Source organism: Nostoc sp. TCL26-01 (assembly GCF_013393945.1).
In the GTDB taxonomy this organism is placed as follows: Bacteria; Cyanobacteriota; Cyanobacteriia; order Cyanobacteriales; family Nostocaceae; genus Trichormus.
In genome coordinates this window covers 6,614,298-6,640,561 of the sequence record NZ_CP040297.1, presented here as the reverse complement: position 1 = coordinate 6,640,561, position 26,264 = coordinate 6,614,298, and the positions used below count along the sequence as shown (strand labels likewise).

Genomic DNA, 26,264 nt, shown 5'->3' with positions numbered 1-26,264 from the left:
TCTCCTTTTTTGATTGAGCAGAAAAAAGGGGAGAAGAATTAACGACTAATCTTAATTACGTAGCTTGCTTCTCGCCCTTGGCGAGTATTACGAATTACGTAGCTTGCTTCCCCAAAGGGGTATTACGAGTTGATATAATCGCCAGTCAAGCCACTAAATGTTTAGTTGTAAGGGTGGGAAAATGTCGGACTGGCAGGAAATTGCAGGTGGGATTACAGCCCCAAAAGGATATAGAGCAGCAGGAATTACTGCTGGGTTGAAACCTTCGGGGTTGCCTGATTTAGCTTTGATAGTGTCAGATGTAGAGGCGATCGCAGCTGGTGTGTTTACCACAAGTCAAGTTAAAGCCGCCTGTGTAGATTATTGTCGTCAACGCCTGCAAGCCAAGCAGAGTGCTAGTGCGATTCTCTGCAACGCTGGACAAGCCAACGCTGCCACAGGTAGCCAGGGAATTAGAGATGCTCAAGAAAGTGCAGAGTTATTAGCAAAAGAGTTACATATTTCCCCAGAAGCAATTTTATTAGCTTCCACCGGTGTCATCGGTCAACGAATTAAGATGGAAGCTTTACGCAATGGCATTCCTAAACTAGTCGCATCCCTTTCCGAAACAGGTTCAGATGCTGCCGCCGGGGCAATTATTACCACAGATTTAGTCACTAAATCCATTGCTTTAGAAACAACTATAGGCGACCGTCCAGTCCGCATTGGTGGCATTGCCAAAGGTTCTGGCATGATCCACCCCAACATGGCAACCATGCTAGCCTTTGTCACCTGCGATGCCGCAGTTTCTCCCCATCTTTGGCAACAGATGCTAACAAGAGCCGCAGATAGAAGCTTTAATTCCATCACTGTAGATGGAGATACCAGCACCAATGATAGTTTAATTGCCCTAGCCAATGGTCAATCTCGCACGCCAGCGATTACCGACATTGGTGTAGAATTCGAGAAATTAGAGGCCATGCTGATAGCAGTTTGCCAGCATTTAGCCAAAGCGATCGCTCGTGATGGTGAAGGTGCAACTTGTCTTGTCGAGGTGCAAGTCACAGGCGCACACGATGAATCAGCCGCTAGACAAATCGCTAAAACCATTGCCGGTTCATCCTTAGTTAAATCGGCAATTTTCGGTCGTGACCCCAACTGGGGACGCATCGCCGCCGCCGCCGGACGTGCCGGTGTACCCTTTGAGCAAGAGAACCTACAAATTAAGTTAGGCAATTTCCTACTGTTAGAAAATGGTCAACCTCTAACATTTGACCGTCCAGCTGCCAGCGCTTATTTAAAACAAGCGGCGGCGGGTAAATATCTTCAAGCGGATACAGTCTTAATCTCCGTCAGTGTAGGCAATGGTTACGGTACAGGTAAAGCTTGGGGTTGCGACTTGAGTTACGACTACGTAAAAATTAACGCTGAGTATACAACTTAGCGAAGAGTGCAGCCCAGTCTGACACAAGAAAGTTAATTTACTCACCACTCACCTCACATCTTGCACCTAGCCCTAGCGATTAGAAATCGCGGCTATACAAACCAAGTCCTCCTGCGCGGACTAAACGTAAAATCAAGCTTTTAACCCGCGTAGGCGGGTTTTGTCTGTGTAGCCGCGACTTCTAGTCGCTTGGTGCAAGATATTAAGTCACCACTCAAGACTCAGCACTCAGCACTGAGTTGGTGAACTTGAGATTAATTCTCATCCCGTCCATGAACTTCAGCTGGCGGACTAGTTGCTTCCACAGCTGTGAATGGTTCTAAAATCTTGTAGTAATGGCTTGCTCCTTTGGGTACAGTCCAGGAACTTCCTGCCTCCAGTAAGATCATCTGTCCTTCAGTATGTAACTCTGCACGACCACTAATTACATATCCAACTGTCTCATAGTCGCGGCTAGTTGGTTGTTTATCTTCACCAGGTTGTTCTTTTTCCCAAAGACGCATAGAAATAGATTTTCCTGAAGCCAAATATTTTTGACCTAATTTACCTTTGGGAGAATGGGTAGAGTCTATTTTTTTAACGCTAGTATCACTCATACTTGATCACCTTATGGTTTGAGAACGACTTTGATGCAGTTATCTTGTTTGTTTTAAAAATTTCATGTCAGGATTTAGGAGCCAATTTAATTAAATCTAGAGACGCAATATCTGACATCTCTAGACTTACTTGCCGTCGTTATTTCCTGGTAAAATTCAGCGCCAAATTTTAGCGATCGCGTCTCCGATTAGGCTGTTGATAATAACCACCTTCTTTACCAGTAAAAGGCTCAACAGTTCTATCTACTTTTCTTTGGACGAATTTTTTATACTCTTTAGTAGCTCTGGGAGTTTCTTCGTCTAAGTTTAACTTTTCTCGAACGTTCTCAGCCGTTTCTTTGAGGCGATTTTGAGCTTTTCGGACTTGATTATCACTTGTGATATTTTGATCTGGAGTACCTTTGTAGTAAATACCTTCTGGAGTTTTGACTGTATCAGCTTGGGCAACTATAGCTTGATTGTAAGTAAAAGATTGACTCACAAAAAAAGTTGTAGCAATCACACAAACAATCAAAATCTGACGCAGCAGAACATTTTGTATCCAAGGAATTAAGCGATTCATAGAGTTCCTTAATTACGTTATGGATATATTGTGACTATATTCAAGATAATTAAACATCATTTCGTAGACAGAGTTATTAATCAGTATTTAGTCATAGTTTATGATTAATAACTCATTACTTAATACAACTAAGCATTATATTTTAAGACAAATTGATATAGCGTTTCTTAGTCTACTGAGGTACAAGTTTATCTGCGTTTATCTGCGTTTAATTATTCTAGACTGTTGCTATAAATATAGAGAGTGGGAAAATGTATTACCACTCCCTATTTCCTACGACCTATTCCTTGATGTGATTACATAGAAACAGCCGCACCTGTTGTTGGCTTGGGAGGCTGAACTGTAGTAGCTAAACATGAACGATATAGCTCTACCAATCGTTGTTCGTACTGCAATAAATCTTGATAAATTTCTTTGAAAATAGCTGTTGCTACTGGATCAGTGTACATTGCACACAAGTTGCCAATATCACCAATTCCTGTTTGCACGTCACCCAAAGCGCTACGGATTTGATAGATATCATCACTACCAGTTAAAGCCGTTTTTACCTTAGCATATTGATTAGCAATATTTGCGGCTAGAGAAGGTTTTTCACCAAGTCTATGCAAATATGTTTCTAATATTTCAATGTGACGCTGTTTGTTGGTAATCAAATCTTGAAACAGGGCTTTTGCTTCCACATTTGATTCTTTTTCTAGATACTTTTCTAATGCTTCTTGTGAATAACGTTCTCCACTGAGAGCAGTATTTAAGCCTCGAACAATATCACCCTTAGTTGAACCACCCCAAGCATCAGCTAGTTTCCACCATTCGGCGCTAGCATCTTTTTCATCTGGCAGTGCCGCATCTTTACCACCATAACCCAAGCGGCTTAAGATAGCTGTGGTGAAAATTGCCAAATCTCCAGGTTCACGGGATGTAATCAAATTCCCGTCAACGACTAGGGCTTCATCTAAGTAATTTGCTCCGGCGTTAATCATATCCTTGCGGATAGCACTAAAGCCTGTAGCTCGTTTACCTTGAAGCAAATCGCCTTCAATCAACACTTGTGGCCCATGACAAACCGCAGCTACCCATTTTCCCTGCTGCATCGCCTCTTGTACGAAGCGGACTGTATTGGGGTTGCGTCGCATTTTATCAGGAGCCATACCACCAGGAATTACCACAGCATCAAATTCTGAAGCGATCGCCTCTGTAGTGGTAGCATCAGCTTGGATCGATAGCTTACCACGTTTGCCTTTATATTTTTCATTCGTCCGTGAACCAAGCACAACCACTGTAAATCCTGCTTGCTTAAGGGCGTTACAAGGAAGAATAAACTCTATATCTTCCACTGCTTGCTCAATGAGCATAGCAACTTTTTTCTGTCCGAAATGACTGTTATTGTTGGTCATATTTCTTCCTACTTAACGGTGGTCTTAATTGGATTTATATAGTTAGGCTGGAGTTAGGCTGGCACTTCATTTATGGGTGATGTACCAAACATTTCTTCGTAGTCACGAGAGAAGTGAGCGTGGAGTTTAGCAAACTCTTCTGGTTTAATTGCATTTTGTAATACGGCAAAAACTGCACGCACATGAATTGCTGTAGTTATGGGTTCTGTATTCTCTTTTTGACTGACGCGGACGATAAAAGCTTGTAAATCAAAGTCTTGATCTGGTTTTGTCTCTGTGCCTTGTAAATATGCTGCTAATTCTTGGGGTAATTGGGCAGCTAAAGCTTGAGATTCTGCACTAGAAATACGTTCCTTAATAGTTTCTAGGGTTGCACAAGTAGCTCTTTCTGCATCTTCACGAGAATTTGATTGAGCTAGGCTTTGCACGTGAGTGATGAATTCATCGTATTGCACTTTACTACCTCTGCTAATACCTGAGAAAAGTCATTTTTAAAAACCAATCTGTTAAAATAAGCTCTTTTATAAAAAAGTAGTTATGAGTTAAAAGCTTATCTGCTGCTTTTATTTAACCTAAAAACTTTCAACCCATAACTAGCAGATTCAACTACAAGTGGCTTGACCTTGATTTCATATTTATCAGCTTATGTGATTGTCGATAAATTTTCTTCGTTCCCCAGAAATAGATGATTTTATTTCTAAAGTTGTACATCCATTGCAGTACAACCTCTAAGGCAGAAACAGCTATGCTAAGAATATAGAAATTGTTGATGTTATGGCAGAAGAAACTAACAATCAAGAGATTAAATCCGATGATTTGCCACAGGAAATTACCGAATCCTATGGTACTGGTGTCAAAGATTTGCCAGGATACAACATCGGTGGACGTGTGTTGCAACAGAGAAGGCAAGAATATACAGAAACTAGTCCAGAACTAACTGGTGGCGATGTCGATGCTTACTGGCAAGATGCAGATGCGGTAGGAGATGAAGCTGTTGGTGGTACTTCCCCTACTCCTGATCAAAATGTGACTGAGGAATTAGAAGCAGCCGTGGGATTAGAAATGGACGATAAAGCTTTTCTGCGCACCAACGAAATTTTAGAACAACGTGATGATCGACGCTGGGAATTAGATCCGATGTCTTCTGAAGATTATCAGGATAGGGGATAATTGACCGTTGACTATTCAACATCTGGAAAAGTGGTGTAGGGGGAATTAATGAATTGTCCCTAACAAAGATTGAGAGGAACGCAGAATTAATTTTTACTAGATGTCTATTGACTTTTGACTATCCTCGTTAGGTACTTCACTTCTTAGCAAGAAAATTTTTTACGTCAGTCTTAACTTATCTGATTTGAGTAAATTATCACAATTTCTCGTATGTCTCTCAAGTAGTTTGGCTAGGTTTGAGGCTACTATTACAATGGAGACTATTGATCAATGAGGAAGACGAATGACCCAAGTGGTTCTAGGAGAGAACGAAGGTATAGATTCAGCTTTGCGTCGGTTTAAACGCCAGGTTTCCAAAGCTGGGATATTGGCTGATGTTAAGTATCATCGACACTTTGAAACACCATTAGAAAAACGCAAACGTAAAGCAGTGGCAGCTAGACGTAAGCGCCGTTTTAAATAAACCTATTTAGTCTGCATGGGCTTTGTTTGAGGATATTACCAGAAAACAAGCAACAGTTAAGTTGCCACTATTGTGATCATAATAAAAAGATATGTGCCGCACCCCTGATAGGGGTGTGCGTATATCACGTTTTCAAAGATAAGTGATTGAAGATTAAGAAATTTCTGAAATTTCTATAGTGCGACTATTGCAGCGATTCATCGCTTTTTCTACTCCTTGTTTGAGGCTCAATTCTACACACTCGACAACGAATTGCAGCACCAGCGACATCAAAGGAGTTTCCCCGGCAGAAAATTTTCCTAACACATGAGAGACAGTCTCAGAATTATCACCATTAGCGGCATTTTTAGGTTTGCCAATGCCGATACGTAAACGGGGAAAGTTTTGAGTGCTAAGATGAGCGATCGCACTTTTCATGCCATTGTGTCCCCCAGCCGAACCAGATAAGCGTAAACGAGTCTTGCCCAAAGGTAAATCCAAATCGTCATAGATAATCAAGACAGACTCGGCAGGTAATTTGTACCAGCTTGTCACTGCTTGTATTGCTTGTCCCGAACGATTCATATAGGTTAAAGGTTTCAGTAAGCGAATCTTGACTCCTCCTGGTGCAATACCTTCACCGTATTCTCCCTGAAACTTACGATTTTCACTCACGGGAATTTGCCAAGCACGAGCAAGGGCATCAACAGCCGCAAAGCCAATATTATGGCGTGTTTGGTCGTATTTTGGCTCTGGGTTCCCCAACCCGACAATTAGCTGGGGAATCACCAAAGCAGGTTGTGTTACAGATTCCGTCATTTTATTTATAATCAATCGAATCGCAACACATAATTAAGCCGAGGGGGAAGAACCAGCACTATCTTTTTCTAATTCCACCGCTTCCAGTTGCTTAGGTTCAAGTTCGGCAGTAGTTTTCACAGCTTGCTCTAATTGTTCAGCTTCCCGTTTAAACTCATTTTGAAACTCATTAGAAGCTTCCTGAAAACCACGAATTGCTTTTCCCACACTGCGGCCGATTTCTGGCAATTTTTTCGGGCCAAAAATTAATAACGCCACTACCATAATTACAGCCATTTCCGGTAAACCAATACCAAAGATATTCACGATGCAGTTGCTCCTGTTAAGTACGTCTTTTGTCTGAGTGAGTAAACATCAAAGTACTGATGAATCCACACCCATATTAACTCTTACCATTTATAGCGATCGCCCGGTAAACTGAACATAAACTGATCATAAAACTCCTCAACCAAAAGACTTTTCCGCCTATTCTCTATATCCTTAAGTATGAGATTAACGTTTTCGCCTATTTCATCCCACAGCTAGATTACCAGCTTTATGAGAATGGTAGAAAATCCATAATGCAAAAACTGTGTAATTATATCCTATATCGGCTTTTTTGTAACAGTTACAATTGAAAAGACGATAAAGTTTGATCCACCGATACTTGGCACTTTGATTTGGGAGTGGTAACAGTGACCTATGAGATGAACTCTAATATCTCGGAAACTATCTTTATCGGCGATAGCGAGATGGCAGCGCTCATGCGATCGCATGATTGGTCACAAACATCTTTGGGTACGGTGGAAACTTGGTCACAGAGCTTGAAGACAGCCGTGCGAATTATGTTAACCTCTCGCCAAGCCATGTTTGTGTGGTGGGGTGATGACTTAATCAATCTCTACAACGATGCTTATAGAGCCATTCTCGGTGGCAAACATCCACAAGCTCTTGGTGAAAAAGCCACGGTTGTCTGGCGCGAAATTTGGCATCAGGTGGGGCCTCGCGTGGAAACAGCACTGCGGCAAAATCAAGGTACTTATGATGAAGCTCTATTGTTAATCATGGAGCGAAATGGCTACCCAGAAGAAACTTACTACACCTTTTCCTATAGCCCTGTGCCAAATGATGATGGCGGTATTGGTGGGATCATCTGTGCCAACACTGAGGATACGCCGCGTATCATTGGTGAGAGGCAACTGTCATTATTAAAGGAACTGGCAGCCAAAACAGCAGATGCGCGTACATTCGATGAAGCTTGCACTCTCAGCAGCAGCTGTCTGGCCACCAACCCCTATGACTTGCCCTTTGCAATGATTTATCTGCTTGACCCTGAGCAGCAGTGTGTGACTTTAGCGGGAACCTGTGGCATTGAGCCAGGACACCCAGCTGTTCCGGAAACTGTTGCTCTCGATGATGATGCGTTTTGGCACTTTGCCCAGGTATTGACAACTCACGAATCCTATCTAATTGCAGATTTACCATCAAAATTTCCTGACCTGCCAACGGGAGCCTGGAATCGCGCCCCCCATCAAGCTGCTGTAGTAGCGATCGCCCCATCAGGAAGGACAGGAAAAGCGGGTATATTAGTGGCAGCTTTAAACCCATTCCGGTTGTTTGATGAGAGCTATCAAGGATTTCTCAACCTGGTTTCAGCGCAGATTGCAGCTAGTATTGCCAATGCTCAAGCCTATGAGGCAGAACGCAAACGGGCCGAAGTGTTAGCGGAACTTGACCGGGCTAAAACCACTTTTTTTAGTAATATCTCCCACGAATTTCGTACCCCCTTAACTCTGATGTTAAGTCCATTAGAGGATCTATTGGCGACAGATGACCTCTCACAAGGGCAACAGCAGGAACTAACCTTGATTCACCGCAATGGTTTACGCCTGTTGAAGTTGGTCAATACATTACTAGATTTTTCGCGCATAGAAGCCGGACGGGTGCAAGCGGTTTATGAGCCTACGGATTTAGCTAACTTCACCGCCGAATTAGCTAGTATCTTTCGTTCGGCGATCGAACAAGCAGGATTACAGTTGGTTGTCAACTGTGAACCACTGAGAGAACCTGTCTATGTTGACCGCCAGATGTGGGAAAAAATTGTTCTCAACCTGCTCTCGAATGCGTTTAAGTTTACATTCGCTGGAGCCATTACAGTTACCTTGCGACAGATACAGCAACAGGTGGAGTTAACAGTCAGCGATACGGGAATCGGCATTCCGGCTGCCGAATTGCCCCAATTGTTTGAACGATTTCACCGAGTCGAAGGAGCGCAGGGTAGAACTCAAGAAGGTTCGGGAATTGGCCTAGCCTTAGTACAGGAGTTGGTCAGATTACATGGTGGTCAAGTGCAGATTCAAAGTATTGAACACCAAGGGACAACCTTTACCATTACCATTCCTATCGGCATAGCCCATTTACCCCCAGAGCGCATACAGGCAAAGCGCACCCTAGCTTCCACCGCTTTAGGCGCAACTCCTTACATTGAAGAAGCCTTACGCTGGCTGCCAGAAGTAGGGGAACAGGGAATAGGGGATAGTCAGGAATCTACTTTATCACCTGCTACCTCTGGCTTATTACCAGCTTCAGCCCGGATTCTCCTAGTCGATGACAATGCAGATATGCGGGAATATGTCAAGCGCTTGCTGAGTAGATATTATCTGGTAGAGACTGCTACTGATGGTATGGCAGCATTAGCGGCGATCGCTGATCAATTGCCAGATTTGGTGCTGACGGATGTGATGATGCCCCGACTAGATGGCTTTGGTTTGCTCAGTGCCTTGCGGAGTGATAATCGCACCTGTGACATTCCCGTGATTTTGCTGTCTGCGAGAGCTGGTGAAGAAGCCAAGGTCGAGGGATTAGCAGCTGGAGCCAATGATTATCTGATCAAGCCGTTTTCTGCTAGGGAATTGTTAGCGCGAGTCGAAGCAACCTTAAAGCTGGCAAAACTGCGGCAAGATGCCATGCAGCAAGAGCAGACGTTGCGACTAGAAGCACAAACAGCCAGGCAAAGTGTGGACAGTATTTTGTCAAGCATTAATGATGGGTTTTATGTCCTCAACCGCGAGTGGCAATTTACCTACGCGAGCGATCGCCTGTGTGAGATGATTGGCATGGAACGTGAGCAAATCCTCAGTCACAGCCTTTGGGATTTATTTCCTGATACCGTTGGCACTGATGTTTACATTCAATTTCAACGAGCGTTGAGCGAACAAACCCCCATCCAGTTTGAGAATTTTTACCCTACTTGGAACCGTTGGTATGAAAACCGCGTTTATCCCTCCCCGGATGGACTGACAGTTTTTGCTGCCGAGATTACAGAACGTAAGCAAGCCGAACAGGAACGCGAACAACTGCTCACCCGTGAACGCACATACGTTAACCAATTGCAAGGATTAACCACAGCCGCCTTGGCAATTAATTCTGCTCTTTCTGTGGAACAAGTGTTGCAAGTGATCACAGACCAAGCAGCATCAATCATTGGCACTCACCAATCTGTCACAGGCTTGACAACTGACCAGAACTGGTCACAGGCAATCATTACCGTCTATTTGTCCGATAAATATGCTCAGTGGCGAGATTATCAACAACAGCCCGATGGCTCTGGCATCTATGCTTATATGTGTAAAATCAATCATCCGATGCGGATGACTCAAGCCGAACTAGAGGCTCATCCACAATGGCGGGGCTTTGGTAAGGAGGCAGAAAACCATCCACCTCTGCGTGGCTGGCTGGCAGCTCCCTTATTGGGAAGAGACGGAAAAAACATCGGATTGATTCAGCTTTCCGACAAATATGCTGGAGATTTTACCCCGGCTGACGAAGCAATCCTGGTGCAGTTAGCCCAAATGGCCTCTGTCGCTGTAGAAAATGCCCGACTATACGAAGCAGAACAACAAGCCCGTTCAGCAGCAGAAGTATTGAGGGAAGAAGCTCAAGCCGCTAACCGGATTAAGGATGAATTTTTAGCAGTATTGTCTCATGAATTGCGATCGCCTCTCAATCCCATCCTCGGTTGGTCAAGGTTGCTGCAAACAGGTAAGCTAGACGAAGCCAAAATCAAACAAGCTCTGGTTATTATTGAGCGTAATGCCAAGCTACAAGTCGAACTGATTGAAGACTTGCTCGATATCTCGCGGATTCTCCAAGGCAAGATCAATCTCACAACTAGCCCAATTAATCTAGTATCAATTATTAAAGCCGCCCTAGAAACTATGCGACTCGCCGCAGAAGCCAAATCTATTTCCATAGAAGTAAAGCTGGAAGCAGAAATGAGAATGGTTTGGGGCGATTCCACTCGCTTGCAACAAGTGATGTGGAACTTGCTATCCAATGCGATTAAATTTACACCCGCAGGTGGTCGAGTTGAGATACAGTTACAACAGGTTAATAATCAAGCTCAAATCACTATTAGCGACACTGGCAAGGGTATTTCTACTGATTTTTTACCTTATGTGTTTGATTATTTTCGCCAAGCAGATAGCGCCACTACCCGTAAATTTGGTGGACTGGGTTTAGGTTTGGCGATCGTTCGTCATTTAGTCGAACTGCATGGTGGTACAATTCAAGCCCAGAGCCAAGGTGAAGACATGGGAGCCACATTTATCCTCAACCTACCTCTGATGCCGACTCAGCCAAGTGTCAACGACGATACTCAATTTTTGGAACCATCTTTGGGTGTGCAGGGTATCCAGGTTTTAGTGGTAGATGATGATACCGATACACGAGAATTTATCGCTTTCCTCTTAGAACAAGCAGGGGCAGAAGTAATTACAGCCACCTCTGCTGTGGAAGCCCTAAAAATCTTAACTCAATCCCTACCCAATGTTCTGGTTAGTGACATCGGGATGCCAGAAATGGATGGTTATATGCTCATGCAACAGATTAGAGCCTTACCAGCAGGACAAGGTGGACAGATTCCAGCGATCGCACTTACAGCGTATGCTGGAGAAATAGACGAAAAGCAAGCCCTAAAAGTTGGTTTTCAACGGCATCTTTCTAAGCCAGTAGAACCAGACCATCTCATTAAAGCAATTGTCACCTTGATTTCCTAGAATATAAAATACAAAATTCATGACAATCTAAATTAGAGGAATAACCCGTAAGTAAGTTTTACGAGCCAAAAATTTTAATACAGTACACTGTTTAACCCACGATTCTTTACTAAGTGCAGTAGCTTAAGAGATGCTCCGCTAGGCCGCTTTTGTCCTATTTCCCATTTTTGAACTGTTGAAAGACTTATATTCAAAATACGTGCAAAAACAGCTTGACTTACTTGAGATGATTCCCGTATTTCTTTAATTTGTAATGGTTCTAGATGCTCAATAGGAGGTAGACATAGGTGTTCAAATTCGCGCAATGTAGTTTGATTCATTAGCCCAGCTTTGTGTAGGTCTTCTGCTGTCTCATGAACTGCTTCAAGAATTGCTGATTTCTTCTTCCGCATTACAAATCACCTCTATTAAAGCATTACTATTTTTTGCCTGCTCAAGCTCATCTGGTGTATAAGCAAGTAATTGCTTGGATAACATTTTCAGAGCTTCTTCTTCATCTTTGTCAATGTTACTGCGTTCGTTTTTTGAAAAGCCAAAAATAAAAAACCAACTATTTTCATTATTAGTAGCTACTAGTGTCCGAAATCCACCACTCTTACCTTTCCCAGGTTTTGCTATGCGTTTTTTAAACAGTCCACCTCCCAAGTCAGCATCATAAAGCCCTGCGGCCATTTCGTTTACAGCGTTACAGAGACTAAGATTGTTTAAGCCTTCCTTTCGCGCCCAACGGTCAAAAGTACGGTTTTTGTAAATTTTCATTTTATAGTCTCTTTGACCAAAGTATAGCACCTAGTCCTATATTTTAGAAAAGATATAGTTTAACGTGAGTTCGACAAGTCTTTTTTGACCTCTCCCCCAGCCCCTCTCCGACGCGGAGAGGGGAGCAAAGAGCATCACATATCAACGAAAAATCAAGCTTTTAAAGCCTCTCTCCTTTTAGGGGAGAGGTTTGGAGAGGGGTTTTTTCAGTCGTCGAACTCACGTTAGTTTAGGCACATCTGAATCAACCCTGACATCCCCAATAAAAAAACCCGGATGAACCGGGCTAGATTTGCTAATTATGTAAAATTGATTACTCTGTATTGGTAGCTACCAGCCAACCCGTACATCCTGAATCAAAATTGACTTGTTGTAAAGTTGCAGAATAATTAGCAGAAACACGAAAAATAGCCCCATAAAAACAGCCATTAAGGGGGTGGTTCCCCAACCAGGAGCCACTTTACCATACTCAGAATTCAAAGGTCTCAGGATATCTCCCAAGCTAGTCCGTTGTGCCATAGTTCACCTAAGATTAGTTGCCAAAGCTTTTTTTAATCTTCTGTAATATTCTATAAGAATAACATTCATCATCAATAACTTACTTATGGAACCCGCAATAGTTCTTATCATTTCTGTTGGTGCTATTCTTGTCGCCGTCACTGGCTATGGAATCTATACATCATTTGGCCCTCCTAGCCGGGAGTTGTCAGATCCTTTTGAGGATCACGAAGATTAAGAGAGGGAATAGGGGATAGGAAATAGGTAATAGGCAATAGGCAATAGGCAATAGGCAATAGGCAATAGGCAATAGGCAATAGGCAATAGACATCTCCAGAAATTAATTCTGCGTTGCCCGAAAACCTTGTAGAGACGTTGCACTGCAACGTCTCTACATTCATTTTCGTAGATGTCTAATAGGTGACAGAAAATTTTTTGTCACCTGTCACCTGTCACCTGTCACCTGTCACCTGTCACCTGTCACCTGTCACCTCTAATTTAAAAGTAGAAATTTTCCCAGGTTGGATTGTGAATATTTGTTGCTGAGATGAGAATTCAGTAGAGGTACGTTCTAATAAATCTACTGGCTCACCTAAAGTTAACCCCAAATCGCTTTGCAATGATAACTCTGTAGTTGTGCCGTGGGCTTCGTAACACCGGAGAATCAATTTTTGTGAGTCATCCTCTGCTGGCTTCAAGGCCATCAAGACTAGGTTTTCGGCGGATAGGTTTAAAAAACTGGCTGAGTGCTGGGTGGGGAGTGGGGAGGGCTGAGGGGAGGGTGGATTTAGGATGATTTGCAGGGGAATGTTGAGTTCGTAGCCGCGTCTGATTGTGTGGGCTGATTCCCATGTGCCGGAGTGGGGGTATAAAGTGTAAGTGAATTGGTGTAAGCCTTTGTCTGCTTCTGGATCTGGCCAATGGGGGCTACGTAGTAATGTTAGCCGGAGTTGCTGAGGTTGGCTATCGTAACCATATTTACAATCATTGAGTAAACTTACTCCGTAAATACCACTATCTGTTTGGGTTGTTAAATCTGCCCAACGTAACGCGGGTACTTCCCACTTTGCTTGTTCTTCGGGGGTTTTGCCTTGAGTTGACCGACGAATTGTTGCGCAGGGAATTTCATAGGTAGCAAAGTCGGCTGTAATATTGAGAGGAAATGCGGCTTTGACTAAAACGTGATTTTCTTGCCAATTCACTTGAGAGGAAATTTGGAGCAACGGTGAACCAGTTTGTAAAATATAGTCTTGGCAAAATTCCGATTCACCTAATTGACGTACCACTCGCAGACGATTTTGGATAAGTCCTTGTTCTTGCCAATCGATAGATTTTAAGTGCGTAGCGGGTAAAGGATGTTGGGCATAATCAGGATCTATATTCCAAGCATCCCAGTATTGACCACTATCTTGAAAGCCTTGTAGTTGATTACCTGCACCAGCTAAGATTTCTCGTTGATTGATTTTGTCAAATACGCTGGCTAAATCTCCTGTATCAGGATTGACGGTGACACGTAGGTATTCGTTTTCCAGAACCCAGTCTGGGGGTGTGGGGAGTGTGGGAGGTGTGGGGGGTGTGGGAGATAGCCAAAAGAGGCGATAACCTACGGATGGGATGTCGTTGGCGAGAAATAGAATCGTGGATGGTTCAGCAAGTTGGGAAATTAGTTGATTCCCAGCAGTATCATAAATCTGCCAGTGTTGATTAGCTGTAACTTGTGTGGGTAAATTTACAGATACGACTTCTGAGCGTTGCCAGTTCAGAGAGTTGAAAACAAAGATTGGTAAACTATCGGGGTGGGGTGGCTCTGGTAGGGTAAAGTGGGATGCGATCGCCTGCAATGATGCTGTTAATATCCTGGTTCCCGTTTGTTCTACTTCCTGCCACTGAGGTAAAGCATCTATATATACTTGGGTAATAGAAGAACCAGGTAAAATGTCATGGAACTGATGGAATAATACTTGCTTCCAAGCTATTTCGATTTCCTGTTGGGGATACGTCACATCACAAATCAAACTTGCCAAGGTAGCAAACAGTTCAGCTTGATATAACAACCCTTCACAATACCGATTCCAACGCTTTTGGTCAGCATGAGTAGTATAACAACCACGATGGAATTCTAAATATAGTTCGTCATCCCAGGTGGGGAGATGGGGAGAGGGGGAGAAAGACTTTTCCTGTTGTCCCCTTCTTTCATTTTGAATTTTGAATTTTGTTAGCGCAGCGTTAGCGAGTCCGCGAGCGTCATTTTGAATTGATTTGTTGCCAGTTCCCAATTCCCTAATCTGCTCTAAATACTGTTCGGCCGTGATAAATTCTAAGTCTGGGAAGAAAGGAGATGTTTGCCAGCGTTGGACAGTTTCTAACATATCACGGGTGGGGCCGCCGCCGTGGTCGCCAACTCCGGGAAGCCAGAGGGATGATAGTAAGTTGGTTTGGGCTTGCCACTCTAAAGAATAGGATGCCATTTTAATTGGGTCTATGGCTTCACCGATGGGTGCAGACATGAAACTCAAGACTTGACTACCATCAAGCGATCGCCACCAGAAAGTGCCATAATCAAACTTGTTAGTATCATTCCATCGCAGTTTTTGCGTGACGAAATATTCAATCCCCGCCTGAGTGAGAAACTGGGGTAAGGTAGCACAAAAACCAAAGGTGTCTGGAACCCAAACTATATTAGTCAACTTACCAAATTTTTCTTGCACATAACGTTGACCATACAATAGCTGACGGACGATAGATTCTCCACTAATTAAATTTAAATCTGGTTCTACCCAAAAGCCACCGACAATTTCCCATTTTCCGGCCGCTACCGCCTGTTGAATGGCACTGAATAAATCCGGGCGATGTTCTTCAACCCAAGCATACAGGGCTGGGGTGGAATGACAAAAGATTAATTCGGGAAAATCTTTTTGTAGTTGCAGAACAGATGTAAAGGTATTTTGGGCTGCATTCCAGGTTTCACTAACAGGCCATAGCCATGCTAAATCTAAATGAGCATGACCTAATAAATAGATTTTAAATTCTGCACCATCAAGATAGGTCGATGGCTGTAGATGATTGATCAAGTATTGACGTAAGTTGAGGAGACTTTCTGGTGTGTTGTGAGGAAATTGTCTGATGGCTGCGGTTAAAGTATCTAATTTTTCTGGGGCAAATTTTTCTAAGTACAGTTTGAGGATAGCTAATTCATCAGCAATGAAACCAGGATCAGGATGATTATAGTCTGAGGATTCGTAAATGAGGAGCGATCGCACTAAAGCCCCTTCACAATGTCCCGGACTCACTAGCCGCAAAGCCACTGTCAATTCTTCTCCTGGTGTGACTTCCCGACTTAATAACACCCTGGGTGAACAATCAAATAAATCTCCCTCGACTAATAATTCCCCATTTACATAAATCTTGGCAGAGTCTGCCCACCAAACCAACGCCAAGCGCAACGACAAACCCGCCAACGGATAACCTTGTAAATCTGGCGGAACTACAAATTTTTGTACCAGCCACAGAACTTTTTGACCACCATGCCAAGTAATGTAACTTTTAGCGTTTAATTCCACAGGTAGCCAATCAGACAAATCAGATCTCATCACATCAGTGATTGCCCTATCTGATTCGTGATATAACCAAGTAGACTGAACATTAACCTGACAACAACAGCGTAATTGCTCAATTGTGTCCGCAATAAATTTTATTTGGGATTGAGATACGGTCGGGGTCATATTTTCGCTAAAATCAAGTCACTGACGATAATTATGGGAAAGTAGTCAAAATTAAGAATAAAATTCTCTACAACTGGCTGAAGACTAGAGTTTAATGCTTAATGCCTCATAGGGGAAGTCCAGTAATAAATCTTTGGTTTTTGAACCCAAAGCCGGTAAGGATGATTAACTCGGAAATTTTGACTTCTGTATTCTTCAATTACATTGTTTGGCGGGAGTCTCACAAATCAACAAGGCTCAAACTCATCAATTATTACCATGTCATCTGGTTCATCAGGTCGTTATCAAAGCAGAATCTTTAACTTTGTCAATCAGCAATCTCGGCGGTTGACACAAAAGTTGGACAATACCTTGCGGTATTTGCAAGTTGCTACCAAGTGGGGTGTAGAAGCACTACTTTATCCGGTGTATCTGTTTTTATACTCAGATGATTCATCTGTGAAAAAGCTAGACACCAAAGAACCACAAGGAAAACCAACACTACAGCCTCATGATAGCGACTTATCAACCCCATCTCACTCAACTGCCGATACATCAATTCAGCGAGTCCTAGAAATTGTTCAAAATCTCCCATCAGCAGAAACCAGCGTTACTACCTCCAAGAAATCCCGAATTTTTCAGACTTGGGAGTTTTTGAAGGCGAAATTTTTCCATCGTTCCCCAAATAACTCAAACCTTTCCCAGTCCTTAACCGTTCCCGACACAACAGTAGTACCACCAAGCACACTCAAGCATCATCTGCCAATAGTCAGAGGAATCGCTACAGATTTAAGCGATCGCCAATTAGTTTTGGTCAGTATAGAGAACCAAATTCTAGATATTCTATCATCACAACAACAAGCAAAACTCGCAGCCAGAATTAAACAAGAAGTAGGTGATGATCAACCATCACAACTAATACCAGAAATCGCTAGAATATTAACAAAATTAACGGGTAACAATACAAATCAGACTCCTCTACTCACTCCACCTCAAAAAATCTGGCAACCAAACAAAATAGTTACATTTATCGATAATACTTTCGCTAAATTAGAAGCTAAGACTATCTTACCTGTGCAACAACGCAGCCAGGAAATAGTGAGAGTTGCTCAGACTCAATTACATATTTTCATCTATGGTAAAGAACAAGCGGGTGTGAGAGGAGAAATCACAGTTAAGCCTGATGGTTTAGAAACGCAAAACTTAAATATTGCTGCTTTAATTGAAGCCGCAGTAAATTACTTTTTTGGTGTAGGTAGAGATAAACAACTAGAGTCAAGTTTCTTTGAACAGCCATTACTCAATAGCCATTTTTCCGATGATCCTTGGTTAGAGTGGCATGACTTATACATTAACTCTGACAATATTCCCACAAAAACAACTCCACCATCACCCAAAATTAACCCCCGTATCGCCTCCACTACATCCACTTGGCCATCTAGTCAAAGAAAATTAACTGCACCAAAACCAAAAACTCCATCTAGTTCCCCACAAAAAAAACAACCCAATCGTCATCTGACTCAAATCCACACAACATTTAGCAAAATTATCTCTCCCAAACAAATTGAAACTTATCTTTCCCAACAGCAAGTTAATCAAGAAACTCAAGTAGAAGCAAAACCAGACTGGATAGAAACAACAGCAACATCCTTAGGTTATGAAAAGCACCCACTAGAAAAAGTTCTAGAATGGCTAGACCGTGGTATGCTCTGGTTAGAAGAAATCTTAGGTGAGATTTTTCAGTGGTGGCAAAGTCTGTGGCGAGGTAAGTAAGCTAGTAAAATCAGCCAGAAGGTAAAAGCTACTCAAATATCACCATTTTTTACGTTATAATTCTGATTCCTGAATTATCTAAATAGAATTCAGGAGTCAGTCGTCAGAATTCAGCATGAATTCTATACGACTGGGTAATGAATATTGGTTTAAAACCGTACTACGTCCAAAAAAATTAAAATATTCTTGCCTTGAAACTCTATATCTTTGATGAGTAGAGTATTCTGTATTCTGACTCCTGTATTCTGACTCCTTATTATTATTATTGGTTTTTGTCTGCGTGAAAATCCTTGTTTATTGTAAATACTTCAATTTTAAGAATCCACTGGATAAACCTAAAATTGAAACCTTTGTTGTCCAGTTACCACAAATTCCGCGAGTGGGTGAAACAATTGTGATTGAGAGAATTTCCCCACAAAAACAGTTTGTTATTATCTTTGAGTATATTGTCACCGCAGTGCAACTTAATGCCTCTAGAGAATCAGCTGATGCGGCTGACGCTCAAGTCAATGCTTGTTTAAATCATTGTTGGGAAGGTACGTCAAATTTCAATGTGAAAAACTTTTTAGAAAAATAATTCTTGATTAAGTATGATTTAGTAGTAGTAAATATAACCCAACTAACTCACATTCATGATTATGATCGCTAACAACACCCCAGTCATCAGCTTGTCAGACAGGTAGAGGTTAAAATTTAAATTTATAAAGCCTATGGCTGTGGGATTTAAAAATTATGCAAATTCAGCAAATATCCGTTAGTGGTCTATTTGGAATTTTTGATCATGTAATTCCCTTGAACATGAATGAGAGAATTACCATTATTCATGGCCCAAATGGTTTTGGGAAAACAGTAATTCTGAGGATGTTAAATGGATTCTTCAACTCTCGATACTCAGTGTTTCGGACTATTCCATTTAGCCGATTTAGAGTTGTATTTGACAATGATTGTAGTGTAGAAGTCGTAAAAAATTCTGACAATCTGGAGAAAAAAGACGATATAACTTTTTATTTTTATGAACCTAATTCAGAAAAAGAGTATTTTTCCTTAAAAGGAACAAAAAATCCTCCAGATATCGACTTTCCATTCGATGTTTTGGATGACATAATACCTGAACTTCGCCGCATAGGATCTAAACTTTGGCATTACCTTCCTACCGGTGAAAATCTTTCTTTAAACGAAGTTATAGATCGGTTTGAAGATATTTTGCCTTCAAAAGCCAAATCACGAGAAGAACCTGAGTGGTTAGAAAAGTTGAAAAATGATATTCATGTTCGTCTCATAGAATCACAACGTTTACTAAACTTTGTTGCTAATCGTTCTCCAAGATTGTATTCTGGAACACGTTCAATGTTGCCAACTGTTTCTGCCTACTCCAGTGAACTTGCACAAGAGATTCAATCTAAGCTTGCTGAATATGGTACAACTTCTCAATCTCTTGATAGGACTTTTCCTGCAAGAGTAGTGCAAAAACAACCATCTTCTGATTTGACAGGTGAACAACTGCGTCATCAGCTAGATGAACTTGAAGAGACTCGCTCTCGTCTTATAGAAGTAGGTTTATTAGATAAGGATGAAAATTCAGACTTTCAAATCCAGTCTCAGTTCATAGATGAAAGTACCAAGAATATTTTGTCAGTATATGTTGAGGATGTAGAAAAGAAGCTAAGTGTCTTTAGCGAAATTGCTAGCAAGATTGAGCTTTTAAGGAGAATTATTAATAATAAATTTGCTTATTCTTATAAAGAAATGAATTTTAATAAGGAAAAAGGATTTGTTTTCAAAACACTTTATCATCCTTCTTCCTCTAATAGAGATACTCTTTCCCCAATAGATTTATCCTCTGGTGAGCAGCATGAGTTAGTGCTTCTCTATGAGCTACTATTTAAGGTTCAGCCGAATTCTCTAGTCCTAATAGATGAACCTGAACTATCACTTCATGTGGGATGGCAAGTTCAGTTTTTAAAAGATTTACAAGAAATCACAAAGCTGGCAGATTTGGATATTTTAATGGCTACTCATTCACCAGATATTATTCAAGATCGTTGGGATTTGACAGTGGAACTGAAAGGGCCTGTAAAATGAGGGACTACCTTTCAGTTGATCGTGAGGCTAACGCAATTCGACTACGACGCAGTACTTTCTTGGGAACTTTTCTATTAGTTGAAGGTAGTTCAGATAAGATTTTCTATGAACGCTTTGTTGACAAACTAGCGTGTGCATTAGTTAGTGTTTCAGGTAAACCATCTAGCAAGCTTCGTGTGATTGAAGTTCTAAATATTTTAGAGAGGTCAAATTTTCAGGGAGTTTTAGCAATTGTTGATGCAGATTTTGATCATTTGGGAACTTTACTGCATAAGAGCCATAACTTAATTCGTACAGATACTCATGATCTGGAAACTATGCTGCTCAAATCCTCTGCTCTTGACAAGGTAATTACTGAGTTTGCTTCAGAGGAGAAAATTACTAAGTTTGATAGAGATATAAGAACAGCATTGCTGGAAGCTGGCATATCCATTGGATATCTTCTTTGGATATCTCAAATTGATGGATTAAACTTAACATTTGATGGACTGATATTTAGCAGATTTATTGACGAGCAAACACTGCAAATTAATGAAGTTAGATTAATCGAAGAAGTGAAGAATAAATCCCAAGCTTTTGCGTTAAAAACCAAAGACTTACAAAAACGGCTAATGGAACAAAAAAGTAGCAACCATGATCCTTGGCAAGTTTGTTGTGGTCATGACTTGGTTGAAATATTGTCTCTCAGCTTACGTAAGACGATTGGTTCCGCTAAAGCTAATGATGTTGAACCTAACAGTCTTGAGCGTAATTTACGGTTGGCATACGAAGCAGTTTACTTTTGTAAGACGCAGATGTATTCGTCAATTAGCATATGGGAAAGTAACAATCAGCCATTTAAAGTTTTGCAAAATGAATTATAGTTCCCTGCGGCTAAGATACTTATTTTTTCTATACTGTGCAAATCTAAAACCACGAATGGAGATTAAGCATTAAATGTAGGTTGGGTGTACTCCTGTGGAGTTCCCGTAGGATAGCACAGCGCAACCCAACATCGCTCTCAAAAACCCAGTAAGGATCTTGGTGTTGGGTTTCCTTACGCTATCTTACTTATTTTTTTGATAATTATTATCTTATGCAAGATTGAATGCAAATTTGTACTATTGAGGTTTAGAATCATTTTGTAAACGAATTAAGATTTTGTAAAGCTGTCTTTTTAAAGTGCTGTTATTTTGAACTTCCATCGTGATGAGATTGAAACGGTCGATAGTTAAACCGTAATCACCAACAATTTTCTGAGACTGGTTACAGTAATTAACGGCAATATCTCTAGCCTTATTTGGTAAACTGTTCATACTTTTGGGATCGTTACAGACAATCTTGGGAATATCTCTGTCACCAATGATTTTTTTGATTTCCCCAAAAGCTTGTTGCCGTGCAGGTTCCATTGCTAACACTGCTTGAGCGTAGTTGGTAATCTCAGTATTGTTAAATGTTTGAGTTTGAGCGTCAGCTTTGAAATTCCAGGTAAGCGTACTAAACACCAAACTAGCACTGGTAAAAATGCTAAAAAACAAGGTTTGGGCAAGTTTTTTTGACATACTAGTTCGGCAAAGTGAGTAAAAAACTATTTTCATAATACGTGACACAGGGCAGCAACGGAGCGATATAACAACTTGGAATTATTTTAGAAGTAAGAAGTTCCAGTAACTAGTAATCACTGTGAAAATATTTATGATCATCGGCCTTACACCGTGTCACATATTTAATCAGTTGCGTCGGCAGACTTGGCAAAGTTCTATGACTTTAGTTTGTAGTATGGATAATTCTGCACGGCCTTGCTTGAGGCTGACTTCTAGTTCTAGTAATAATGGTAAACAAGAAATTAGTTGTCGTAGAGAAATAGATTGGACTTCTTGTTGTAAAAAATAGATGCGTTTAGGATTAGCAACCTCAGCAGCTTGAGCGATCGCACCTGGATTACGTTCACCACTTTCTACCATCAATTTTACCCATAACCATGTGCGAAATTGACCGACTAGAGTAGCAACTATCCGCAATTCCGGCTCGGCAGCATTAATCAAATCAGCCAAGATAGTTAAAGCTTTGCCTGTATCACCAACTCTTATGGCTGCGGCTAGCTGTAAACTATTCTGATTTGTATTTCTCACTAAGCGGGTAATAGTATCTACTTCTATAGGTCGATTTTGCTCTATGGCATAAAGACGTAACTTTTCTATCTCATTGTAAAGGAGACGGGTATCATTACCTACAGCTTCTGCTAACACTGCCGCCGACTGGGGTGTCAGTCTCACTCCTACAGTTTGAGCAGCTTGGTTAACTGCTTGTACCAATAACTCAGTCTTCCAAGGGGGGATGAGAGGAAATTCTCGGAACTCTGTCGCCAATTGCTTGAATAATTTTGTCGATTTTAACCGTTCGTCGGGCTTATTACGAGAGGTGAGCAACAAAAACGAATTTTCGGGAATGACTTGTAAGGTACGCCCCAGTTCTGCTAGCACATTTTCTGGGCAATTTTGGCACAGAGTTGTGTTCATCAGCCAAACCAACCTCCCCCCAGCCCCAAAGGCGGGAGTCATGACTTGATTTAGGGCAGCAATGGCTGCATCGCTTTGTTCTGGAGGAAAACTAGTATAGTTAAAACTAGTCCACAAGGGATCAAGAATGCGATCGCGCAATGTGACTACTGCTCTCTCGATTGCATAGTCGTCCTCACCCCAGTAAATGTAAATTGGCATAGTTTGATAAATTTAGGTAGTGGTGAGTAGGGAGTGATGAGTGCTGAGTGAGAGAGTGATGAGTGCTGAGTGCTGAGTGAGGGAGTGAGGGAGTGAGGGAGTGAGGGAGTGCTAACTAATAACCAATGACTAATGACTAATGACTAATGACTATTGACCTTTTAAATCACTTTCTTAACTGGGGTTATTTTCCCTAAAATCTATTTAATGAGAACGCGAGGCGATACAGATTGGACGATAATTATCAAACTTACCTAAATCGGGTAGCCAGAATGACGCTACCGGAAGCCTACAAATCCCAAGTCCAGCATATCCAGGAGTCTTATAAGTTTCAGCCGTCTTCAGGAATTAGACAAGCTGCACCTTTTCCTGGCTATAGTCTAATTACGCCATCGGGGGCAGAAGACACAGATAACTCTGGCTTCTATGCCATGTTACAAGCATATCAGCAGGAGCTTTTAGGATTAGCGATCGCCAATGATTTGATTGTCCCTGTACCTGCGGCTAGCTTCCATCTCACACTAGCAGATTTGATTTGGGATAGTGCTTACCGTGATGCTTGTGACAAAAATCCTGAATTTGAACAACAGTTACGCACTTGTATCGCGGAAATATTGCAACAGTATCAACAATCCCTGACATCTGCAAGTAAACCAATTTCTTGGCAGATGCTTGGATTAGTCGTGATGCCGAGAGCAGTCGGTGTTTGTCTAGTACCCAAAGATGAACACTCCTACGAGCAGATTATCAAATTCCGCCGCACAATTTATCAAAATTCCAAATTAATAGCTTTGGGTATCGAACAACACTATCACCTCACAGCCCATATCACACTGGGTTATTTTGGGGAAATTGCACCAGATTTAGATAGGAGTAGTCTAAGTAACGTCCTGTCTGAGTTTAATCAAAAGTGGCTCTCAGAAATCCCCGAATTTCTCATCCATCGTGTAGAACTGCGGAAGTTTGACGATATGACACGTTATTATCGTGAGCTAGACTGGCCGAGTTTGGCATTTTAATTGGAGATGGGGGGATGGGGGGATGGGGGGAAAGAACCTATACTCATATCTTGCACCAGGCGACTGGAAGTCGCGGCTACACAGGCAAAACCCGCCTGCGCGGGTTTCAAAACCTTGATTTTGTGTTAGTCCGCGTAGGCGGACTTAGTTTGTATAGCCGCGATTTCTAATCGCTAGGGCTAGGTGCAAGATGTGAGTATACAAGTATTTTCCCCTTGTCCCCTTGTCCCCTTCCTACTCCCTCACTCCCCACTCAAAGCATATTTTTGCAAATCCCCTAAAGAACAAACCTCCAATGCTCTCGCATGGGTAGCAGAGAGGATGACTGGTGGTGCTACGCCGGCTTCTAGGGCTTCTTGCCAACGTGCGGCGCATAAGCACCAGCGATCGCCCACTTTGAGTCCGGGAAAGTTATACTCAGGGTAGGGTGTACTCAAGTCGTTACCGCGTGATTTGGTAAATTCGAGAAATTCTGCTGTTACTTGGGCGCAGACAACGTGCATTCCTGTGTCGTAAGCACCTGTGGAACAAAAGCCGTCACGGTAAAATCCAGTCATGGGGGAAGTGCAGCAAATTTCTAAGTCTGTGCCGATTACATTTTTTGCCTGTGCCATCTTTACTTCCTTAATTCTTTCAACTGCTTGGCATACTCAATTTTGCCGTAGTCTAATTTGATTATCCGGTCTGCCAGATGAAAATAGCGATCATCATGGCTAATTACTAGCACTGTTTTACCGCGATCGCGCAGTTCTGGTAATAGATGAGTGTAGAATATCTCTTTAAATACTGGGTCTTGATCTGCTGCCCATTCATCAAATAGATAAATTGGTCTATCTTCTAAATATGCTGTCAGCAAAGCCAAGCGTTTACGCTGTCCTTGAGATAATGCTGTAGTCGAAAGTTTACCATCTGTGATTTTCACTTTATGGTCAAGTTGCAGTTGCTGGAGATATTTGGCGGCTTGCATATCTAAATTAGTTTTTTCTAAGCCTAGTAGTTCTTCAAATAGATAGAAATCAGAGAAAACTACAGAAAAATACTGTCGATACCATTCCCGATTCTCAGCATTAATTTGTTCACCATCCAGTAAAATCTCGCCGTTTTCAGGAATATATAATCCGGTGATCAATTTAGCTAGGGTAGATTTGCCACTGCCATTACCGCCAACAATGAAGATAATTTCTTGAGGATATAGTGTTAAATCAAGCGGGCCGAGAATAAAACTATTGTCTTCTCTATCTGTATGATAAGTATGGGTGACACCACGAAATTTTAAACTGTGCCAAGCAGTATCAACTTGAGGTGGTTTAATCTCCACTTCTTCCGAGCGACTAGCTAAAGATAAACCTAAAGATTCGATTTTTTGCAAAGCAATACTGGCTTTACTTAAGAGAGGAAGTTTACTAATGATGTTGTCCATTGGCAACACCAAATAAGTAAAAGTCAATATGTATCCTGACAGCGTTTGTGGGTTCATTGTCAGCACATGAGGTAAGGCGAATAAGACAAAACCCAACGCGAAAAAGAATACTAATTGTCCCCAACTAGAAGTGATGGCAAAAAAAGTTAACCCACCAACATTATGATGACGAAAATCTGTAGCTGTTGCTTGTAATTTGTTTTCTAAAAAAACTTGCCGCCGTTTATAGTTGAGCTTGAGTTCTTTAATACCTGTGGTAATTGTGCCTAAATGTTGAAACAATCGATCCTCGTCTTCCCGTGCCAAAGCTAATAATTTATCACCTCTATTTAATAGCCATTTACAACTAGCGATCGCCACCACTGCCAAACCAATCACCATCACTAATACTAACCAAGATAGCCACGTGATATAGACAAAACAACCTAAAACAATCGCCAGATTAATAAACAGCGTGGGCATCTGATAAACTGCATTGGCAACTGATTGTATATCTTCGGTTAAAGTTGCTAATAATTTGGAATTGCCTAAATTTTCTAGATGGCTCAATTCGGAGGAGAGAATCTGCCGACTCAAACGCATTCGCAGTTGCAACACAGCATTTTGCGAGAGACGAATCAGCATCAGTTGTGAAATGATACTAGTAAAGAGTGCAATAATTGCTAACCCAGCAAAAGCTAAAGCTAGAGATATGAGTCGTTCAGATGATTTGAGAGTCGCCGCATTGCTAATGAGGGCAATTAGTCCAGCGCTACTACCACCACTCAAGAATCCAGTGACAATGGCGATTGTCACAATTTGCCAAGAGGAGCGCAAAAGAAAGGAAATGAGATTCATAGAGATTTAGTGGCGACTGAATTTAGTTCACTCT

24 protein-coding genes are annotated in these 26,264 nt (G+C 41.7%); 10 read left to right on the top strand and 14 right to left on the bottom strand.

What is annotated here, in order from left to right:
* The first annotated feature begins 181 nt into the window (after positions 1 to 181).
* On the top strand, positions 182 to 1,423 hold the full coding sequence (gene argJ, locus FD725_RS28665) for a bifunctional ornithine acetyltransferase/N-acetylglutamate synthase (protein WP_179051260.1): 1,242 nt from the start codon (positions 182 to 184) through the stop codon (positions 1,421 to 1,423).
* A gap of 254 nt (positions 1,424 to 1,677) precedes the next feature.
* Here argJ and FD725_RS28660 read toward each other — a convergent pair whose 3' ends face one another.
* The 4 genes from FD725_RS28660 to FD725_RS28645 form a co-directional block, all read right to left on the bottom strand.
* Positions 1,678 to 2,019: a cupin domain-containing protein gene (locus FD725_RS28660; RefSeq protein WP_179051259.1), complete on the bottom strand. Its 342-nt coding sequence runs from the start codon at positions 2,017 to 2,019 to the stop codon at positions 1,678 to 1,680.
* A gap of 169 nt (positions 2,020 to 2,188) precedes the next feature.
* Complete coding sequence (locus FD725_RS28655; RefSeq protein WP_179051258.1) at positions 2,189 to 2,581, bottom strand: hypothetical protein; 393 nt, start codon at positions 2,579 to 2,581, stop codon at positions 2,189 to 2,191.
* A gap of 296 nt (positions 2,582 to 2,877) precedes the next feature.
* Complete coding sequence (locus tag FD725_RS28650) at positions 2,878 to 3,975, bottom strand: DJ-1/PfpI/YhbO family deglycase/protease (protein WP_179051257.1); 1,098 nt, start codon at positions 3,973 to 3,975, stop codon at positions 2,878 to 2,880.
* 53 nt (positions 3,976 to 4,028) lie between these two features.
* Positions 4,029 to 4,430: a DUF2267 domain-containing protein gene (locus FD725_RS28645; RefSeq protein WP_179051256.1), complete on the bottom strand. Its 402-nt coding sequence runs from the start codon at positions 4,428 to 4,430 to the stop codon at positions 4,029 to 4,031.
* Positions 4,431 to 4,749: 319 nt separating this feature from the next.
* On the opposite strand from FD725_RS28645, the gene FD725_RS28640 reads away from it, so the two are divergent.
* A complete protein-coding gene (locus tag FD725_RS28640) occupies positions 4,750 to 5,145 on the top strand; it encodes a DUF6335 family protein (RefSeq protein ID WP_179051255.1) in 396 nt (131 codons plus the stop codon).
* Between the two features lie 283 nt (positions 5,146 to 5,428).
* On the top strand, positions 5,429 to 5,608 hold the full coding sequence (gene rpsU / locus FD725_RS28635; protein ID WP_008226419.1) for a 30S ribosomal protein S21: 180 nt from the start codon (positions 5,429 to 5,431) through the stop codon (positions 5,606 to 5,608).
* Positions 5,609 to 5,761: 153 nt separating this feature from the next.
* Here the strand turns inward: rpsU and pth are convergent, their stop codons facing one another.
* Both pth and FD725_RS28625 read right to left on the bottom strand, forming a co-directional pair.
* Positions 5,762 to 6,406, bottom strand: a complete 645-nt coding sequence (gene pth / locus FD725_RS28630) for an aminoacyl-tRNA hydrolase (RefSeq protein ID WP_179051254.1) — start codon at positions 6,404 to 6,406, stop codon at positions 5,762 to 5,764.
* 33 nt (positions 6,407 to 6,439) lie between these two features.
* The gene (locus tag FD725_RS28625; protein WP_179051253.1) at positions 6,440 to 6,712 is read right to left on the bottom strand and encodes a TatA/E family twin arginine-targeting protein translocase; all 273 of its coding nucleotides are present in this window, start codon (positions 6,710 to 6,712) and stop codon (positions 6,440 to 6,442) included.
* A 380-nt stretch (positions 6,713 to 7,092) separates the two neighbouring features.
* Here FD725_RS28625 and FD725_RS28620 point away from each other — a divergent pair, with 380 nt between their 5' ends.
* Positions 7,093 to 11,442 (top strand): ATP-binding protein, encoded by a 4,350-nt coding sequence (locus tag FD725_RS28620; protein ID WP_256871805.1) that lies wholly within the window; start codon positions 7,093 to 7,095, stop codon positions 11,440 to 11,442.
* 74 nt (positions 11,443 to 11,516) lie between these two features.
* Here FD725_RS28620 and FD725_RS28615 read toward each other — a convergent pair whose 3' ends face one another.
* The 3 genes from FD725_RS28615 to psbH all read right to left on the bottom strand — a co-directional run bounded on the left by FD725_RS28615 (position 11,517) and on the right by psbH (position 12,720).
* Positions 11,517 to 11,834, bottom strand: coding sequence for a DNA-binding transcriptional regulator (locus tag FD725_RS28615; protein WP_179051251.1), 318 nt, complete (start codon positions 11,832 to 11,834; stop codon positions 11,517 to 11,519).
* Positions 11,806 to 12,201, bottom strand: coding sequence for a type II toxin-antitoxin system RelE/ParE family toxin (locus tag FD725_RS28610; RefSeq protein WP_179051250.1), 396 nt, complete (start codon positions 12,199 to 12,201; stop codon positions 11,806 to 11,808). Before FD725_RS28610 ends, FD725_RS28615 begins: the two co-directional genes overlap by 29 nt.
* A 330-nt stretch (positions 12,202 to 12,531) precedes the next feature.
* The gene (gene psbH / locus FD725_RS28605; RefSeq protein WP_179051249.1) at positions 12,532 to 12,720 is read right to left on the bottom strand and encodes a photosystem II reaction center phosphoprotein PsbH; all 189 of its coding nucleotides are present in this window, start codon (positions 12,718 to 12,720) and stop codon (positions 12,532 to 12,534) included.
* 85 nt (positions 12,721 to 12,805) lie between these two features.
* On the opposite strand from psbH, the gene psbN reads away from it, so the two are divergent.
* The gene (psbN, locus tag FD725_RS28600; protein WP_179051248.1) at positions 12,806 to 12,937 is read left to right on the top strand and encodes a photosystem II reaction center protein PsbN; all 132 of its coding nucleotides are present in this window, start codon (positions 12,806 to 12,808) and stop codon (positions 12,935 to 12,937) included.
* Positions 12,938 to 13,172: 235 nt separating this feature from the next.
* Here the strand turns inward: psbN and FD725_RS28595 are convergent, their stop codons facing one another.
* The gene (locus FD725_RS28595) at positions 13,173 to 16,421 is read right to left on the bottom strand and encodes an alpha-mannosidase (RefSeq protein WP_179051247.1); all 3,249 of its coding nucleotides are present in this window, start codon (positions 16,419 to 16,421) and stop codon (positions 13,173 to 13,175) included.
* A 258-nt stretch (positions 16,422 to 16,679) separates the two neighbouring features.
* Here FD725_RS28595 and FD725_RS28590 point away from each other — a divergent pair, with 258 nt between their 5' ends.
* The 4 genes from FD725_RS28590 to FD725_RS28575 all read left to right on the top strand — a co-directional run bounded on the left by FD725_RS28590 (position 16,680) and on the right by FD725_RS28575 (position 21,118).
* Positions 16,680 to 18,173, top strand: a complete 1,494-nt coding sequence (locus FD725_RS28590) for a hypothetical protein (protein ID WP_179051246.1) — start codon at positions 16,680 to 16,682, stop codon at positions 18,171 to 18,173.
* Positions 18,174 to 18,552: 379 nt separating this feature from the next.
* Entirely contained in the window at positions 18,553 to 18,750 is a 198-nt protein-coding gene (locus tag FD725_RS28585; protein WP_256871804.1) for a hypothetical protein, read from the top strand.
* Positions 18,751 to 18,905: 155 nt separating this feature from the next.
* The gene (locus tag FD725_RS28580) at positions 18,906 to 20,255 is read left to right on the top strand and encodes an AAA family ATPase (protein ID WP_179051244.1); all 1,350 of its coding nucleotides are present in this window, start codon (positions 18,906 to 18,908) and stop codon (positions 20,253 to 20,255) included.
* Entirely contained in the window at positions 20,252 to 21,118 is an 867-nt protein-coding gene (locus FD725_RS28575) for a DUF4435 domain-containing protein (protein WP_179051243.1), read from the top strand. Before FD725_RS28580 ends, FD725_RS28575 begins: the two co-directional genes overlap by 4 nt.
* A gap of 237 nt (positions 21,119 to 21,355) precedes the next feature.
* Here the strand turns inward: FD725_RS28575 and FD725_RS28570 are convergent, their stop codons facing one another.
* Positions 21,356 to 21,796 carry a DUF4168 domain-containing protein gene (locus FD725_RS28570; protein WP_256871803.1) on the bottom strand — a complete coding sequence of 147 codons (441 nt, stop codon included), beginning with the start codon at positions 21,794 to 21,796 and terminating at the stop codon, positions 21,356 to 21,358.
* Between the two features lie 168 nt (positions 21,797 to 21,964).
* The gene (holA, locus tag FD725_RS28565; protein WP_179051241.1) at positions 21,965 to 22,954 is read right to left on the bottom strand and encodes a DNA polymerase III subunit delta; all 990 of its coding nucleotides are present in this window, start codon (positions 22,952 to 22,954) and stop codon (positions 21,965 to 21,967) included.
* Positions 22,955 to 23,184: 230 nt separating this feature from the next.
* On the opposite strand from holA, the gene FD725_RS28560 reads away from it, so the two are divergent.
* Complete coding sequence (locus FD725_RS28560) at positions 23,185 to 23,973, top strand: DUF1868 domain-containing protein (RefSeq protein ID WP_179051240.1); 789 nt, start codon at positions 23,185 to 23,187, stop codon at positions 23,971 to 23,973.
* A gap of 242 nt (positions 23,974 to 24,215) precedes the next feature.
* Here FD725_RS28560 and FD725_RS28555 read toward each other — a convergent pair whose 3' ends face one another.
* Together FD725_RS28555 and FD725_RS28550 are read right to left on the bottom strand one after the other, a co-directional pair.
* A complete protein-coding gene (locus FD725_RS28555) occupies positions 24,216 to 24,587 on the bottom strand; it encodes a DUF2237 family protein (protein ID WP_179051239.1) in 372 nt (123 codons plus the stop codon).
* 2 nt (positions 24,588 to 24,589) lie between these two features.
* The gene (locus tag FD725_RS28550) at positions 24,590 to 26,230 is read right to left on the bottom strand and encodes a cyclic peptide export ABC transporter (protein ID WP_179051238.1); all 1,641 of its coding nucleotides are present in this window, start codon (positions 26,228 to 26,230) and stop codon (positions 24,590 to 24,592) included.
* Between the last annotated feature and the right edge of the window lie 34 nt (positions 26,231 to 26,264).